This window comes from Streptomyces sp. NPDC048441 (assembly GCF_043200235.1).
Lineage (GTDB): Bacteria > Actinomycetota > Actinomycetes > Streptomycetales > Streptomycetaceae > Streptomyces.
Window position 1 is genome coordinate 135,148 of record NZ_JBICXM010000013.1, and the last position, 16,137, is coordinate 151,284.

A 16,137-nucleotide genomic window follows, 5' to 3' on the forward strand; every position below is an offset into this window, starting at 1 on the left:
CCGGACACCAACCGCTCCTGGCTTCTCTACGCGTCCGCGACCCAGCTGCCGTGGAAGCCGAGCGGCACCCGGCCGGGCAGATGTACGCGGGCCAGCGGGCGGCCGGTGAAGTCCTGCGCGGAGAGGATCACCAGGTCGGACGCGCCGCGGTCGGGGTTGTGGACGTAGGACAGGACGTAGCCGTCGTCCTCGTCCCGGGCGCCGCGCCGCGGCACGAACACCGGCTCGCTCGCCGCCGCGCCCCGCGGGAAGCGGTGCACCTGCCTGTTGCCACGCAACATGTCATGTTTGACAAGGCAGTTGGTGAACTTCTGGTCCGGCGGCACCCCGTCCACCATCTCGTACGCACGCCACATCTCGGCCGCGCTCGCCGCGTACCCGTAGCGGTGCCGGCGGGAGACCAGGGATTCGTTGATGCGGGGGAACTCCTGGGGGAGGTCGTCCACCCGGGTGCTCGTCACGCGGCCGGCGCGCAGGTCGATGACCCAGCGGTCGAGGGTCGGCGTGCCTGTCGAGGAGGGGCCGCCGTTGCCCCGTCCTGCCGCGTAGAACGGGGCGGGCAGGGAGGTGTACTCCAGGACTACGGTGTCACCGTGGTCGTAGGCGTTGAGGGTGTGTGAGTAGTAGACCGGGTCGATCTCGAACCAGCGGGTAGTGCCCCCGGCCCGTGGCATGACCCCGATCCGCATCGGATGGCGGTCGTTCCAGATGTACGGCACCACGGCGCCGGACTCGGCAGCGTCCGCGTCGAAGGTGATGGGGACGTCCACGATCACCACGTACTTCTCGGTGAGTCCGAAGTCGTGCATCATCGGCGCGTCCGCCACCGGGATCCGATGGGTCGCGGCGACCCGGCCGGTCCGGTCGATCATGATGTGCCGTACGTGGTCCCAGGCCGGGTAGTACGCCACCGCGTGCAGTTCGTCGGCCGCCGCGTCGTACTTGGTGTGCGCGGTGAACGCGCCGGTGAGCGTGGAGCGGAAGTCGTAGGGGCGCATGGTGTTCAGCTCGGCGTCCAGCTCGTAGGGCAGCGGTCCGCTCTCCTGCAGCGCCAGGACGCGTCCCTTGTACGGGATCACGTGCGTGTTGCACGCGAAGTCGTCGGGCGGCACCTCGCCCTGGTAGGGCTCACCCAGCTTCTTCGCCACCCGCGAGGAGCGCACCCACCGGTTGCGATACCACTCGGCGCGCCCGTCCCTCAGCCGGACGCCGTGCACCATGCCGTCGCCCAGCATCCAGTGGTGCGCCCGCGGGTCCTCAAGGCCCAGCGCGTTGGGGCCGTTGCGCAGATAGCGGCCGTCGAGGTCGCGCGGGACCCGTCCGGTCACCGACAGGTCGAACTCCGTCAACTCCTCGGTGACCGGGGCGAAGGCGCCTTCCAGGAAGGGGAGCGAACCCTTGCCGCCGGTCGTGGGCCGCGCGGCGGCGGCCGCGTAGTGACCGGCCCCGAACCCGCCGACCACACTGCCCGCCGCCGCGAGCGCCGCGCCTTGCAGGACCCTCCGTCGCGTATGACTGCTCATTGTCTCGCCCCTGTCTGATGTCGGTTGTCCGGTGTCGGTCGTCCGTTGTCGGTGACAGGACGAAATCCTGCTCCGGTAGAGGCGGCAGGGCAGGAGGCCTGGAACCCGGACCTGGGGTGTCACCAGCACCACCCCGGTCTCCCGGCGTGGCTGTGCGCGCGTGGGAACGGGAATCTCCGGTCAGCCGTATCGGTTGGCCCGTGAACAAGGCTGCTCCGGTATGCCGTAGCGGCTGATGAAGCGTCATCTTCTACAGGGAGAGTCCGTTGAGCGTCCTTGCCCCCAGGTTCATCACCTTCGACATGTACGGAACTCTGACCGACTTCGCCATCGGATCCGCTGCCAGAGACGCGATCGAGGACGTGGCCCCGTCCGGGATTCTGGACGCCTTTCTCCACCGGTTCAGCTGCTACCAACTCGATGAAGCGATGGGGGATTGGCGGCCTTACGAGGAGGTCATTACTCGAGCCTTCGAGCGGGCTTGCAAGAGCACCGGAGTCGAGTTCCGGCCGAGCGATCCCGCCAAGATCTTCGCGGCGATCCCTGAATGGGGACCCCATCCGGATGTCCCGGAGCCTCTCGCGAATCTCGCCGAGCATTTCCCTCTCGCCATCGTCTCCAATGCCGCGGACAAACACGCCGATCAGAACGTTGCGAAGCTCGGCGCGTCGTTCCACGCGGTGTACACGGCGGAGATGTCGGGGGCCTACAAGCCAAGGCTGCGCGCGTTCGAGTTCATGTACGAACAGCTGGGCTGCCGACCGGAGGAGACGATGCACGTATCGTCCAGCCCGCGCTATGACCTACAGTCAGCAACCGACCTCGGCGTGCAGAACACGGTGTATCTCAACAGAGGTTACGAGCCGTCAGCACCGGCTTTTCACACCTACGAGGTCACTTCCCTCGCGGGGGTGCTGGATATTCTGGGAATCTGACGGAGGCCCGTTCTTCCCAGCGCGAACAGGGTGATGGACGACCGCATGGACGACTCCAATGGACGGATGGACGAGAGCGCACCGCACGATCTCTGGTGGCGCCGCAGCCGCTTTCCCCTCTTCGCCGCCTCCAGGGCCCTGTCTCTCACCGGAGACATGGCTGCCACCACCGCCCTGACGGTGCACATCTACGCGGAGACCGAATCGGGTCTCGCCGTCAGCGGGTTGTTCGCCGCCCGCGTCGTACCCCGCCTTGTGGGCATGTTCGCGGGGGCTGTCAGCGACCGCGTGGATCTCCGCCGGGTCATGGTGGTCTGTGATGTCATCTCCTGCTTGATCTTCTTCGCGATCGCGTCGGCGGGACTGCATTACATCGGACTGCTCCTGATGGTCCTCGTCGCGGAGTCGGCGGCGACGGTGGCTTCGCCGGCCGCTGAGACCGTCGTCGCCCGCGTCGCGCCACCCGAGGCGCGTGGACGGGCGAACGGCGTGATGATGGCGATCCTGACGGTCAGTTTCGCGGTCGGCTCGGCAGCGGGCAGTCTCACCGCGGGGATGTGGGGCTACGAGTACGCGCTGCTCGCCAACTCCGCCACGTTCCTGCTCTCTGCGGCCATGGTGCTCGGCGTCCCGCCCATGCCGCCGCCGGCCTCCGACGGGAAGGGCGAGCATGAGCCGTCCATGGCGGAGTCCGTACGCAACGGCCTGCGTGAACTGCGGCACGACCTACAGGTACTCCTCGTCACCGTGGGCATGGTGGGAGTGACCTTCGGCGCCGCACTGGACCGGACGGCATTGGTGGCCCTTGCCCAGGACGACCTCGGCTCGTCAGGGATCGGCTACGGACTGGCCCTGGGCGCGGTGGGGTTCGGGGCGCTGATCGGCACCGCGACGGTGGGGCGGGTGCGCTGGCTCGACGTATCCGCTGCCGTGTTCATCGCCGGTGTCCTGATGCAGGCCGGAGGACACCTCGTGATGGGGCTCGCCCCCGTTCTCGCCGTCCTTGTGGCTGCCGCGCTGTTCACCGGTTACGGCAACGGACTCGAGGCGGTGACCGGCACCACGCTGCTCCAGGGGACCAAGGCCAAGGGGTCGATCGGCATGCTCATGGGCGTCGTCGCCAGCGGCTCCTATCTCGCCAACGCCGTCGGCTCCGTCGCGGGCGGAGCCTTGGTCGGATGGGCCGGACCGCGGCCGACGTTCGTCGTGGCGGCCGCGCTGATGGCCGCTTGCGGCTGGTTCGCCTGGCGAGCCGGACGGGGACCACGCACGGAGCCCGGCGACGACTCCGGAGGCAGGGTGATCGAAAAGGGGCCTCCACGGAGGAAATCCCAACTGAATGAGTGATCTATGCGCTCGCACGAGTGACGCTCCTTGCTGGGCCGCCGCAGGGTTGTGACCATCGCCGGATGAACGGACAGAAGCGGAAGGCTCAGCTGGACGGCGTCGCCGAGACGACGCTATGGACGTTGCACCACCGCGCTCTGGCCGCGAAGGACCCTGGCTCGGCACTGCTCGACCCGAAAGCGATCGAGGTTATCGACGCTGTCGACTACCCCTTTGAACGACGGTTCGGCACCGGCAACTGGGGCTTGGCACAAGGGATGGCAGTACGGGCACGCTGTTACGACCGAGAGGTGCACCGTTTCCTCAAGGACCATCCGGACGGCACGGTCGTCTCGCTCGGCGAGGGCTTGGAGACGCAGTTCTGGCGGGTGGACAACGGAAGGGTGCACTGGCTCGGCGTCGACCTGCCCGAGGTCGCCGCGCTGCGGCAGCGGCTGCTGCCGGACGTGCCACGCCACCGCACCCTGTCCTGCTCGGCCACCGACGCGCGGTGGATGGACGAGGTCGACGCCTCGCGCGGGGTACTGATCCTCGCCCAGGGAATGCTGATGTACCTCCCGCTGGATGTGGTTCACCGGCTCATCGAGGAATGCGCTGCCCGCTTTCCCGGAGCGGAGCTGGTCTTCGACACCCCGCCTGCCTGGATGGCCGCCCGCACCGCACAGGGCCGGTGGAAGTACCCCGCCGGATACCGGCCGCCGCCGATGCTCTGGGGGATGACACCGGCGGAACAGCGGAAGCTGCGCGAGGTGCACCCGAACATCGCCGCCGTGCGAGCGGTGCGTGAACCACGGGGACGGGGCTTCCTCTGCGGATGGGTCCTGCCGTTCGCCAACTTCCTTCCTGCGATCCGTGCGCGAAAACCACTCTGGGTCACGCGCGTGTCGTTCGGTCTGACAGAACATCACCAAGGAGCCAACCGATGACGGATCGCCTGGAAGCCGAGCGGGAGCAGACCCACCTGTGGGCCCCGCGAGAATCGCGCCAGGCGCGGGCCGATGAACGGCCGCGGATGTCGGAGCACCGTTCCGTTCTCATCGAAGGCACCACGCTGCGACTGCGGGAGTTCCTGCCCAGCGATGTCGAGGGCGTACTCGGCATCTTCGGCGACCCCCGCACGACCCGTGAGTTCGGTATGCCTCCCTTTCGCCGCCCCGAGGCCGCGGCCCTGGTCGAGCAGGCCAGGGCCGGTGCCCGTCGGACTCCTCGCTCGCACTACCGCCTCGGCGTCAGCGAGATCGCCACGGGGGAGCTGATCGGCTCGGCGAAGCTGATCGTCGAGGACCAGTCGGCCGAGGGCGGGATGGTCCGCGTCGGCTACCGCAGCGCAGAGGTGGGTCTGGCTCTGCGCGCCGACCGGGTCAGCGTGGGCCACAGCGTCGAAATCGGCTTCCTGCTGGGCATTCTGGGCTTCGACCGGCTCGGACTGCACCGCGTCTGGTCGGGATTCATGCCGTCCAACATCGCCGCGCAGCGGGCCATCGAGAAGGCAGGCATGGTCCGGGAGGGACGGTTGCGGCACTACGGCCACGTGGACGGTGTGTGGCATGACATCGTCCAGTACTCCATCCTTGAGGACGACTGGAAGGCACTGCGCGGCCACTGAGCAAGCGAGGCGATCCCTTCACTCACACGTAATCGAGGTGTCGGCGCGTACGGCGGTCGTGGCCAGGGTGGTGTATTTCATCGTGAAGCGTCCGCCCAGGGAATCGATGGCGCCCCCGACCGCGTCCAGTATCTCGGCCAGTTGATCGGGACGGAGCTGGGTGAGGCCGCCGGTGGTGGGGAGCAGGTCCAGCCACTCGTCGCGCGTGTAGGACTGCTCCCAGTCGAATCGCCACTGTTCGGGATCGTCGAACTGTCCGGTCCCGCGGATCTGTTCAGCGAACTTCGCGTATGCCGCCTGGTAGAGATCGAGCGGGCGTCGGGCCGCCAGGCCGTTGAGCGGAGAGTCGGGCGCCGTCCGCCGGTAGGCGGCGGCGAATGGTTCGGCCACCTCGGCAGGCGGCTCGTACGCGTGCCCGAAGATCGCCAGCCGTCCCCCTGGACGCAGTACTTGTGCCGCCTTCACGGCGCCGCTGACCGGATCCACCCAGTGCCACGACTGGGCGGCGATGACCGCGTCGTACGTCCTGCCGACCGGCTGCCAGGCCTCGAAGGCCGCCACCTCGACCTCCAGGCCACGCGCCCGCGCGAAGTCGGCCATCCGCGCATCGGGCTCGACGCCGAGCACGGTGCAGCCGGCGGCCTGGAACTGGCGGGCTGCGATGCCCGTGCCGCAGCCGACGTCGAGCACGTCAGGCCCGGGGCTCCCGGCGGCGACCCGTGTCACCAATGCGTCGGGATAGCCGGGCCGGGCCTGGTCGTAGCGTTGCGCGTGCACGCCGAACGACTCGGCCATCCGCCGGGCCGTGTGTGGCTCCGTCGGGGATGGTTCTGGTTGTTCTCCCGGTAGTATGGGCATGTGCCCACTCTAGTGGGCACATGCCCACTGGCGACAGATGGCAGCGGCCCAATGCACGAGAAGAGGATCTGCACGTGCCAACTGGGGTGCACCTTCGCGACGCGCGGCAGCAGTTGTTCGAGGCTGCCGAACGCGTGCTTCTGAGCGACGGGCCGAACGGGCTGACAAGCCGGGCCGTCACCGACGAGGCGGGCTGTGCCAAAGGCGTCCTGCACCGGCACTTCGCCGACTTCGACGCTTTCCTCACCGACCTCGTGCTCGACCGGGCCGCGCAGCTCGAGACACAGGCGAGTGCGCTGCGCGAGTCCGCCGGCAGCGGCACCGTGGCCGACAACCTCACCGGCGCGCTGACCACCCTGTTCGGACCGATTCAGATGGCGATCATTCCGCTCATCACCTTCCGGGACGAACTGCGCGCACGGCTGCGGCAAGCCACACCCGGAGGCGGCATCGCGATCCTCGCCCAGGGCACGACCGCGATCTCCGCCTATCTCGCCGACGAGCGTGACCTCGGCCGCATCGCGGCCGACGCCGACATCGACTCACTCACCCTCTCTCTGGTCGGTGGCGGGCACCTCCTGTTCGCGGACCGCGACCCCGGCCCGCCGACCGAGGCAGTCGTCAACAGGCTCGTGGCGGCGGCCATCGCGGACGCCGTGCAACGACGACCGGCTTAGCGACCCCTGAGCGTCGACAGCTCGTGTCGATGAACACAACTCTCGCCTCACCCGTATCTAGGGCCGGACAAGTTCCCGGCTTCGGCCGGTGATCGAATTCGGCATCCCCACAGGAGGCGACGAGTTGAGGCACAAGCGAATACCCAAGCGAAAGGCCGTTCTGGCAGGAGCCGCGGCATTGGGCATGGTCGCAACGGCCGTCCTGCTGCAACAGGCCAACGCTTCGCAGTCCGGGACGGAGACCGCCTCAGGGTCCGCTGCCAAGAGGATCAGCGCGGCATCGGCGACGAAGCTTGTCGAGCCGTTGGCCTCGCAGCTCGGCGACGCCTACGGCGGGGCGTTCTACGACGAGAAGAAGCAGCAGCTCGTCGTCAACGTCGTGGACAGCGACAACGCGGTGAACGCCCAGGTGAACAGAGCTGGAGCGGTGGCGCGGAGCGTCGACAACAGCGCCGGTGAACTGGGGGCCGCCGCGAAGACGCTGGCCAGTCGGGCCACCGTGGCAGGAACCGCGTGGGCCACGGACCCCAAGACCAATCAGATCGTGGTCACGGCCGACCGTACCGTCACCGGCGAACGCTGGGACAAGCTCGAGGCGACCGTCACATCACTCGGCGCGGGAATGGCCCGCATCCAGAAGTCCGCGGGAGAGTTCAAACCCTTCGCCGCAGGCGGTGACGCTATCTTCGGAGGCGGCGCACGCTGCTCACTCGGCTTCAACGTGACGACCGAGGACGGAAGCCCCGGCTTCCTCACCGCGGGGCACTGCGGGGTCGCCGCCGAGAACTGGTCGGCCGAGCAGAACGGCACGCCCATCGCCACCGTCAAGGCCGCGACGTTCCCGGGGGACGGCGACTTCGCACTGGTCACCTACGACGATCCGGCCGCTGACGCTCCGAGCGCGGTCAACACGGGTGACGGCCAGACGACGGAGATCACGCAGGCCGCCGACGCGGCGGTCGGGCTCGAAGTGTCCCGCATGGGCAGCACCACCGGCCTCCAGGACGGCGTGGTCACCGGGCTCAACGCCACGGTGAACTACGCGGAAGGCACCGTCACCGGGCTCATCCAGACCGATGTCTGTGCCGAACCGGGCGACAGCGGGGGCTCGCTGTTCACCACTGACGGGAGCGCGATCGGCCTCACTTCGGGCGGCAGCGGCGACTGCACCGCCGGCGGTGAGACGTTCTTCCAGCCCGTGACCACCGCACTGGCGGCGGTCGGCGCCGAAATCGGCGCCGACGGCAACTGACGTACTCCTAGAGCTCCTCGCCGAGCTCCTCACCGTTGACCGCGGTGAGCCAGGCGTCGGCGATCAGCTTGTGGCCGCGCGGACTCGGATGGACCCCGTCCGGGGCCAGCGCCACTGCCCCGCTCTCCTCGGCGGCGCGGGGCAGGAGCAGGTCCGTGCGCACCAACTGAGCCCCGTTGGCGCGCGCCGCGCGCAGAACGGCTTCGGTGCGGGGGACCAAGTCCTCGTACCACCCTTCCTGCTCCGAGGTGACCGGGAGCAGGAAGGGGGTGATGACGACCAGCCGGGCGGCGGACGAATGCTGCCTGGTGTGGGTGAGGATGCGGTCGAGGCATGACTCGAACTCGGCGACCGGGCTGGGCAGTCCCCGGTCGTAGAGCCGCCAGGTGTCATTGATGCCGATCTTGACCGTGACCACGGTGGGCCGCTGGGCGATGACGTCGGTGGTCCAGCGTGATTCGAGGTCGTATACGCGATGGCCGTTGACGCCCTTGTTGATGACAGCGGGCGCGGGACAGGCGCCGCCCGCTACGTTCGTGAGATGGCGCAGGGTCTGCGCGATCTCACGAACGTACCCGTTGCCGAGCGAGGCGGAATCCGTGCGGTCGCGGCCCGCGTCGGTGATGGAGTCACCGATGAACAGGAGTCTGTCGTCTGCCGTGATGTGCATGCCCTGAGTGTCTCCTTGGTGCGTATGTCATGTCCGGTGCGTACGTCCGGTGGACATGTCTGTGGTCCTTTCAGCAGGACGGCACGGCACGCCGCAGGGTGTCGGCCTCGCGTGCCAGTAGTGCCGGGTCGTCGCCGGGCACGAACTCCAAGAGCGCGTCGGGGCACATGTGTTGTTCGTCGAGGAGGTCGAAGACGCCCGCCCACAGGTCTCGGCGATCTGTCAGCGGCAATCTGCGGTTGCCCGGCCACCACGAGAAGACGTGCACCGCGCTGACCCGGTCGCCGAGTTCGGCGAGCCCGGCAAGGGCCGCCGCGTCAGGAGCGTCGAGCGGTGGCTGCCAGTACGTGCGCAGATTGGGCGCACCCACCTCGTCAAGCAGCCGGAGGGTCGATGCGACGGTGTCCGTCAGGGTCCCCGCATGGAACTCCAGGGCGAGTTCGAGGCCGTGGTCGGCCGCGGCGAGGGAAGCCTCCCGCAGCCGGACCGCCGTCCCGTGACGCTCGGACGGCGTGGCCGCACGCGATCCGACTCCGCCTGCCCAGACCCGCATCCGCGGCGCCCCGAGGAGCACCGCGGCGCGGGCGAGGGCAGGGAAACCGGCCGACTCGCCCGCACCGGCGCGGAAGTACGAACCGTACGAGCAGCACGCGAGCCCGTATCGGTCAGAGGCGTCACGGACCGCGCGGACCGTGTCCAACTCCTGAGGAGGCGCGTGTACGTCCGCACCCCACTCGACGACTTCGAGCCCCGCAGCCGAGGCGCGGCGCGCGACCTCGGCGGCGGGCAGCTGCCGGAAGGTCACGGAGCACAGCCCGAGCCTTGGCTCGCTCATGACGCGTTCGGGCCCACGTCCGCCGCCGTGAGGGGACGGCGCTGCGGTGCCGCCGTCGCGTACTCGTCGGCACCGATGTCCCGTGTGCTGCCACGCGGGTGGCCGTCGATGTCGTCGGCCACGGCAGGGCTGCCCAGCGTCGCCTTGCCGATCGCCGGGCTCCCCGCCGAAAGCCGGTACACCCCGTCGGACTCCTTCCGCAGGAGCGGGTCGACCCGCTTGAAGCCGCCCGAGGGGATGTTGCCGTCGGATGCCCCGCCCCACAGGATGTTGCTCTGCCAGGTGAAGCCGGTGGTCTTCCCCATCGTGACCAGGCTGCCGGACTCGCCCACCAGGAGGTTGTCGGCGATGACCACCTTCGTGGGCTCGAAGTCCCGGGTCTCGCCCCCGAGCGATTCGGCGTTGCCGTAGAGGGTGTTGTGCACGATCACCGCGCGGTCGCACGCGTCATTGCCCCGCCGCTCCTCGGGCGTCTCATCGGAGTTGTGGTCGCGGGTGCTGCCGCTGCCGACCACCAACGCCCGTCCGGACAGGCCCGCCAGGAAGTTGTTGACGATCAGATGGTCGTTGCCGTACAGGCGCACTCCTTCCTTGCCGCCGAGCAGGTAGTTGCTCTCCACTCGGGTGCGGTTGCCGTGGCGCAGGACGATGCCGCCCAGGCTGTCGCGGATCGTGTTGTACCGGACGGTGTTGTCCGAGGACTTCACCGAGATGGCCTCGGGGTCTCCGTCGCATCGCTCGAACAGGTTGTACTCCACGACGGCCTGGGCACCGGACAGGGCTCGGGGGCTGACGCCGAGGCGGATCGGCTCTCCTCCGTTGGCACCGGCGAAGCTGTGGTCGGAGAAGTGGTTTCTGTGGATGTGCACGTGCTGGGCCATGGCGGTGTCGCCCGAGCCTTCGATGCCGAGGTAGACGCCGAGCGTGCTCTTGCCGTGGAAGTGGTTGCGGTCGACCGTGGTGTTGTCGGCGCGCACCATCACCCAGTGCACGCCCTCGACGTCGGCATGCTGGAAGTCGTTGCGGGTCAGCCGGATGCGCGAGCAGTCCGCCGGTATCTCCAGGGTGGTGCTCTGGCGGAAAGCGAAGCCGCTGACCGTGATGTTGCTGGACTTGCTGAAGGCGAAGCCGCGCTCGCCTCGGAGCACTGCGCCGCCGCGGGACGCGGAGGAGATGGTGATGGGTGCGTCCTGTGTGCCCTTCTTGCCCGCGACGCTGATGGAGCTGCCCGAGGGGACGGTGTAGGTGCCGTCGGCCAGGACGATCCGGGCACCGGGCTCCGCGCTGTCGATCGCCTTCTGCAGGTCCTTCAGGGAACTGACCGTGGCGGAGGCCTCGGTCTCGGCCGCTCCTGCCGTGCGCAGGGCGACGATGGGCACGGCGGTGAGAGCCGCTCCCAATGCGGTGCCGGTGAGGAAAGTACGGCGTTTCATGGTGTCTCCGTGGGGGGTTGCTGATGGAGTGGATGGAGGGGCCAGGGGCCGGTTACGGCGTCAGGCGCCGGCCGGTGTGTCCAGGAACAGCTCGATGACGGGTACGGGTGTGTCGGGCCGCTGGACCGGGAGTTGGAGGGTGAGCGTTCCGGCGGGCTGCCCGCCCACCTCGGTGTTGAGCGCGGGCTGCCCGGGGGCGATCTCGATCCGGGTGATCTCGGAAGCGTCGTTGAGGAGTTGGGCGTAGCGCACCCGGCCTGCGAGTCCCGGCAGGTGCAGATGGCGCAGGGGCCAGGAGAACAGGTGCACGTAGAGCCGGTCGCCGCGCTGGGTGTAGCGGCAGTCTGAGGGGGCGGTGTACGGGGAGGGGCCGCAGCCGCGGACCGACCGCTCGTGCAGATCCGTCCATCGGCCGAGGTCGCCGAGGGCGTCGACCGCGCGCGGGTCGAGGTCGCCGCGGCCGGTGGGGCCGACGTTGAGCAGCAGGTTGCCGCCCTTGGACACGCCGTCGACGAGCATCCGGATCAGCAGGTCGGCACTCTTGTGGTCGAGGTTGTCGCGGTCGTAGCCCCAACTGCCGTTGAGCGTCTGGCAGGCCTCCCAGACCACGGGCCGCCCGTCCTTGGTCATCGGCCCCGCGGGCTGGTACTGCTCGGGCGTGACGAAGTCGCCGGGAAGGCCGGTGCGGTCGTTGACCAGGATGTGCGGCTGGAGCTCGCGGATCATCTCGAGCAGCCCCGGTGAGTCCCAGTCGTCGGGACCCTTGCCGCCCCACCAGTGGCGGCCCGCGTACGAGAAGTCGAAGAAGAGGTAGTCGATCCGTCCGAAGTGCGTCAGCAACTCGCGGACCTGGCCGTGCAGATAGCGCTGGTAGTCGCGGATGTCGCGGTCCGCGGTGGCTGCCTTGAACTCCTCGTCGTCGCGCTGCGGATGGGTGCCGTCCACGGGGAAGGACGGGTGGTGCCAGTCGATCAGCGAGTAGTAGAAGCCGACCTTGAGTCCTTCGGCGCGACAGGCCTCGACGAACGGCTCGACGAGGTCACGGCCGTACGGAGTCTTGGTGGCCTTGTAGTCGGTGAGGGCGCTGTCCCACAGGCAGAAGCCGTCGTGGTGCTTGGTGGTGAGGACGACGTACCGCATTCCGGCCGCTTTGGCCGTCCTGGCCCACTGGACCGGGTCATAGCGGTCGGGGTCGAAGTGGTCGAAGTAGACCTGGTACTGCTCGTCGGACTGCTTCTCCCGGTTCTTGACCCACTCGTGCCGGGCGGCAAGGGAGTACAGGCCCCAGTGGACGAACATGCCGAACCGGTCGGTGGTGAACCAGGTCGTGTCCGGGGCGGCGGTCGGGGTCAAAGGGGGTCGCTCCTTGCGGTCGGTGGGATGGTGGGGGCCGGGCGGTGATTCGGCGGGTCAGCCCTTCAACGCGCCGGAGGAAAGACCGTGCACGAAGGAGCGCTGGAAGAACAGGAAGACGATCACGGAGGGGAGCAGAGCGAGGAGAGCGGCCGCGAGGACCACTCCGGGAGTGACGGCGGGGTCGATGCGCAGGGTGCGCAGCGCCAGCGGGAGCGTGTAGGAGGAGGAGTCGGTGGCGACGAGCAGGGGCAGCAGGTACTGATCCCAGATCATCGTGAAGCCGAAGACTCCGATGACCCCGAGCGCCGGCTTGCACATCGGCAGGATGATCTGGGCGAAGATGCGCAGATCACCGGCGCCGTCGATGCGGGCGGCCTCTTCGAGCTCCTTGGGTACGTCCTTCATGAACTCGGTCATCACCAGGATGGAGAACCCCCAGGCGCCCAGCGGCACGATCATTCCCGCGAGGGTGCCGATGAGGTTGAAGTGGACGACCGGCAGATCGGCCAGGATCAGGGACAGCGGCAGGGCCAGGATCTCCTCGGGCAGCATCAGCGTGGCCAGGATCGCCACGAGGACCAGCGTCATCCCGGGAAAGACCTTCCGGGCCAGCGCGTATCCGGCCAGGACGGAGACGGCAACCTGGAGCAGCAGGCCGAAGCCGACGACGAAGAACGAGTTCAGCAGATACCCCAACACGCCCTGGTCGAAGGCGATCCTGAAGTTGTCCAGGGTGGCGCCCGAGGGGATGGGGCTCAGTTGTGTCGGATCCTTGACCTTGCCGAAGGCGCTGACGAGGAGGGCGAGCAGCGGCCCTGCGAAGACGATCAGGACGATGAGGTACGTGACGGCCTTGAGGATCCGCCCGCCGGTGCTCCTGCTCTCGGTCAGGCCGAGGGCGGTCTCGGTCAGTCCGGGTGCGGTCTCGGTCGGCGCGTTCATTTGCTCTCCCTGCGGCGCACGAGGTGGACGACGATCGTCAGGATCAGCGTCATGAGGAACAGCAGGACGGCTCCCGCCGCTCCGACGCCGAGCCGGTTCTGCTCGAGGCCCAGTTTGTAGATCAGGGTCATCACGACCTCGGTGGAGCCGTCGGGGCCGCCGTTGGTGAGCAGGAAGACCTCGGTGAAGACGCGCAGTCCGCGGATCGCGGCGAGGATGAACAGGATCGAGAGCACCGACCGCAGTCCGGGCACCGTCACGTGCCACACGCGCTGCAGCCTGGAGGCGCCGTCGACCTTCGCGGCCTCGTACAGACCGCGGTCCACGCCCGCGAGACCGGCGAGGAAGATCATCATGTCGTAGGGGGCGCCCCGCCAGATGCCGGTGAGCATGATGGAAGGGAGCGAGGTGTCGGGGTCGTTGATGAACCCGGACGGGCCGACTCCGACCAGGCCGAGGAGGGAGTTGATCATGCCGTCCTCGGTCGGGTGGTACATGATCCGCCACAGTTCGGCGACGACGGCGAGCGGCACCACGACCGGCAGGAAGGCCGCGGAGCGTACGAAGCCGAGGCGGCGTCCCTGCCCTTCCATCAGCAGCGCGAGCGTAAGGCCGAGGAGCATCGAGCCCGCGGTCTGCCCGGCGGCGAGGACGACGGTGTGCCAGGCGGCCTCGCGGAATCCGTCGGAGCCGAGCACGGTGGAGTAGTTCTCGGTGCCGACCCACTTGTTTCCGAGGTAGGGCTGAACCTCCTGGAAAGACATGGTCAGGGCGTTGGCCATGGGGATGAACTTGAAGTACAGGAAGAGGAGCAGCGCGGGGGCCAGGAACAGCCAGGGGGTCCACCACCGCCCTGCCCGACGGCTGCTTCTCCGGCGGCCCGCGGCAGCCCCGCCGTCCGGGAGCCCCCCTGTTCCGGTGGCCCCCCTTCCGCGGAGCGGAGCGCGTTTCACCTGGTCAAGGCTCATGGTGCGGCGATTCCCTGTTCCTCGAGGATGCCGGCGAGCTGCTTGTCGAGGTCGCGCAGCTCCTTCTGGGTGTTCAGGTCGCAGTCGGCCATCAGCGCGTTGATGGTCTCCGCGCTGGTCTGCCGCACCGCCGTCCAGTTCGGGATGGAGGGGGCGTAGCGGCCTGAGGAGCGGTACGCCTTGGCGTATGTCTGCCAGCGGGGGTCGGGGCGGACCTTGGAGATGTCCACCGTCTTGTTGACGGGCAGTTGAACGGTGAAGCCCGTGTCTCCCTTCATCCCCGTCCGCTGGCCCTCGGCGGAGACGGCGAAATCGGCGAAGGCATCCTGGCCCTTCTGGTTCGCGGAGCCCGCCATCAGATAGACGGAGCCGCCCTCGGCGAGCACGGTCGCGTCCTTCGGGCCCTTGGGCATCGGCACGACCTCGTACTTGTCCTTGCCGAGCACCTCGTCGAAGCGGGGCAGCAGGTACGGTCCGACGGCGAACATGCCGGTCCGTCCCGCCTCGAACGTCTCGTTGGTGGGCGGGGTGTCCATGGTGACCGCGCCGGGCTGGAAGGCCTTGCTCTGGCAGCCCAGGTCGCGGAACCACCGCACGGCCTTCATCGACTGCTTCGTGGTCATGGAGGGTTTGTACTTGCCGCCCCCGACCTCGGTGATGAAGTCACCGCCCGCTGCCCAGAGGAAGTTGGAGAAGTACCAGGAGGCATATCCGCGTTTGGTGGACAGCGGGGCGGCGAGGCCGAAGGTGTTCTTCTTGCCGTCGCCGTCCGGGTCGTCAGTGGTGAAGGCCTTGGCCATCGCGGCGAAGCCGTCCCAGTTCTCCGGGACGTCCAGCTTCAGCTTCTCCCGCCAGTCCTTGCGGATAAGCAGCCCGGTGGCCTGCGCCGAGTACGGCAGGCCGAACTGCTTGCCGTCCAGACTCTTTCCGGAGCCGAGGCCCTGGGCGGTCACCTGCCCGCTGTTCTTGATCTTGTCCAGGTCGATCTCCCGGAGCAGACCCTGGCTATGCATGGCGCCGAGTTGCGTCACGTCGTTCATGACGATGTCGGGGAGGTCCTTCTGCGCGGCCCGCTGCTGCAGCTTGGTCTCGAAGTCGTCGAAGATGGCGGTGACTTCGACCTTGAGGCCGGTGGACTTCTCGAAGGCGGCGGCGAGGGCGAGCGTGCCCTTTTCCCCGGGCCCGCCCGGTGTCGTCCTGGTCCACAGCTCGAGCGGAGCCTTGGAGTCCTGCTTGACGTCCGCGCCCGCGGGACCTGATGTACAGCTGGTGAGGATCAGTGCCGATGCGAGGAAACCCGCACCGATCCACCGCGATCTCTGCATCACAACTCCCGTATCACTGCATCACAGCCGCCTCTAGTAAGCGCTTGCCGGGGACGCTAACGGGGCGACAAATCCCGGGTCAATACTCCGATGAATACAAAATTTCTCCAGCGGCTCACAAGACGCCGGACGCACGCTCTCCCCGTACACCTCTCTCCGGCCGATCGCCTCCCTACAGAGATGGAGACCCGAAGTCCTGTCCACCAGGCAGGAGTTATCGCTGCACAGAACACTGACCAACCGAGTTCACGACGATCGACTACGCTGCCGCCGCGTCGCCGCGCAGTCAAACGCCGGCCAACATTCCTTCACCTCAAGGCACATCAGTCATCCGATGTATCGTCGCCTCAAGAGGCGAATATCCGAAATTTCGAACAAGCCACGCCAACCTTCGACACCCAGACGGACTT

15 protein-coding genes are annotated in these 16,137 nt (G+C 68.2%); 6 read left to right on the forward strand and 9 right to left on the reverse strand.

The window, feature by feature from the left end; genetic code table 11:
* Positions 1-26: 26 nt before the first annotated feature.
* Complete coding sequence (locus ACGFSB_RS28850) at positions 27-1,523, reverse strand: carotenoid oxygenase family protein (protein WP_393405234.1); 1,497 nt, start codon at positions 1,521-1,523, stop codon at positions 27-29.
* Positions 1,524-1,789: 266 nt separating this feature from the next.
* Between ACGFSB_RS28850 and ACGFSB_RS28855 the strand changes: the two genes are divergently transcribed.
* From ACGFSB_RS28855 to ACGFSB_RS28870, 4 genes are all read left to right on the forward strand, one after another.
* Positions 1,790-2,458, forward strand: coding sequence for a haloacid dehalogenase type II (locus tag ACGFSB_RS28855; RefSeq protein WP_393405237.1), 669 nt, complete (start codon positions 1,790-1,792; stop codon positions 2,456-2,458).
* A gap of 45 nt (positions 2,459-2,503) precedes the next feature.
* Entirely contained in the window at positions 2,504-3,805 is a 1,302-nt protein-coding gene (locus ACGFSB_RS28860; RefSeq protein WP_393405240.1) for an MFS transporter, read from the forward strand.
* A 62-nt stretch (positions 3,806-3,867) separates the two neighbouring features.
* Positions 3,868-4,731: a class I SAM-dependent methyltransferase gene (locus tag ACGFSB_RS28865; RefSeq protein ID WP_393405242.1), complete on the forward strand. Its 864-nt coding sequence runs from the start codon at positions 3,868-3,870 to the stop codon at positions 4,729-4,731.
* Positions 4,728-5,411, forward strand: coding sequence for a GNAT family N-acetyltransferase (locus ACGFSB_RS28870; protein ID WP_393405244.1), 684 nt, complete (start codon positions 4,728-4,730; stop codon positions 5,409-5,411). Before ACGFSB_RS28865 ends, ACGFSB_RS28870 begins: the two co-directional genes overlap by 4 nt.
* An 18-nt stretch (positions 5,412-5,429) precedes the next feature.
* On the opposite strand, the gene ACGFSB_RS28875 is transcribed toward ACGFSB_RS28870, so the two are convergent.
* A complete protein-coding gene (locus tag ACGFSB_RS28875; protein ID WP_393405246.1) occupies positions 5,430-6,269 on the reverse strand; it encodes a class I SAM-dependent methyltransferase in 840 nt (279 codons plus the stop codon).
* A gap of 74 nt (positions 6,270-6,343) precedes the next feature.
* Between ACGFSB_RS28875 and ACGFSB_RS28880 the strand changes: the two genes are divergently transcribed.
* Positions 6,344-6,946, forward strand: coding sequence for a TetR/AcrR family transcriptional regulator (locus ACGFSB_RS28880; protein WP_393405249.1), 603 nt, complete (start codon positions 6,344-6,346; stop codon positions 6,944-6,946).
* Positions 6,947-7,130: 184 nt separating this feature from the next.
* Complete coding sequence (locus tag ACGFSB_RS28885; protein ID WP_393405252.1) at positions 7,131-8,198, forward strand: S1 family peptidase; 1,068 nt, start codon at positions 7,131-7,133, stop codon at positions 8,196-8,198.
* Positions 8,199-8,205: 7 nt separating this feature from the next.
* On the opposite strand, the gene ACGFSB_RS28890 is transcribed toward ACGFSB_RS28885, so the two are convergent.
* From ACGFSB_RS28890 to ACGFSB_RS28920, 7 genes are all read right to left on the reverse strand, one after another.
* A complete protein-coding gene (locus tag ACGFSB_RS28890; protein WP_393405255.1) occupies positions 8,206-8,868 on the reverse strand; it encodes an SGNH/GDSL hydrolase family protein in 663 nt (220 codons plus the stop codon).
* A gap of 70 nt (positions 8,869-8,938) precedes the next feature.
* Positions 8,939-9,703, reverse strand: coding sequence for a sugar phosphate isomerase/epimerase family protein (locus ACGFSB_RS28895; protein WP_393405258.1), 765 nt, complete (start codon positions 9,701-9,703; stop codon positions 8,939-8,941).
* Positions 9,700-11,136, reverse strand: coding sequence for a chondroitinase-B domain-containing protein (locus tag ACGFSB_RS28900; RefSeq protein ID WP_393405261.1), 1,437 nt, complete (start codon positions 11,134-11,136; stop codon positions 9,700-9,702). The genes ACGFSB_RS28895 and ACGFSB_RS28900 overlap by 4 nt, the downstream gene beginning before the upstream one ends.
* Before the next feature lie 60 nt (positions 11,137-11,196).
* Positions 11,197-12,489: an alpha-L-fucosidase gene (locus ACGFSB_RS28905; RefSeq protein ID WP_393405264.1), complete on the reverse strand. Its 1,293-nt coding sequence runs from the start codon at positions 12,487-12,489 to the stop codon at positions 11,197-11,199.
* A 57-nt stretch (positions 12,490-12,546) separates the two neighbouring features.
* The gene (locus ACGFSB_RS28910; protein WP_393405267.1) at positions 12,547-13,434 is read right to left on the reverse strand and encodes a carbohydrate ABC transporter permease; all 888 of its coding nucleotides are present in this window, start codon (positions 13,432-13,434) and stop codon (positions 12,547-12,549) included.
* On the reverse strand, positions 13,431-14,402 hold the full coding sequence (locus ACGFSB_RS28915; protein ID WP_393405269.1) for a carbohydrate ABC transporter permease: 972 nt from the start codon (positions 14,400-14,402) through the stop codon (positions 13,431-13,433). The genes ACGFSB_RS28910 and ACGFSB_RS28915 overlap by 4 nt, the downstream gene beginning before the upstream one ends.
* Positions 14,399-15,727: an extracellular solute-binding protein gene (locus ACGFSB_RS28920; RefSeq protein WP_393405272.1), complete on the reverse strand. Its 1,329-nt coding sequence runs from the start codon at positions 15,725-15,727 to the stop codon at positions 14,399-14,401. Before ACGFSB_RS28920 ends, ACGFSB_RS28915 begins: the two co-directional genes overlap by 4 nt.
* Positions 15,728-16,137: the final 410 nt, after the last annotated feature.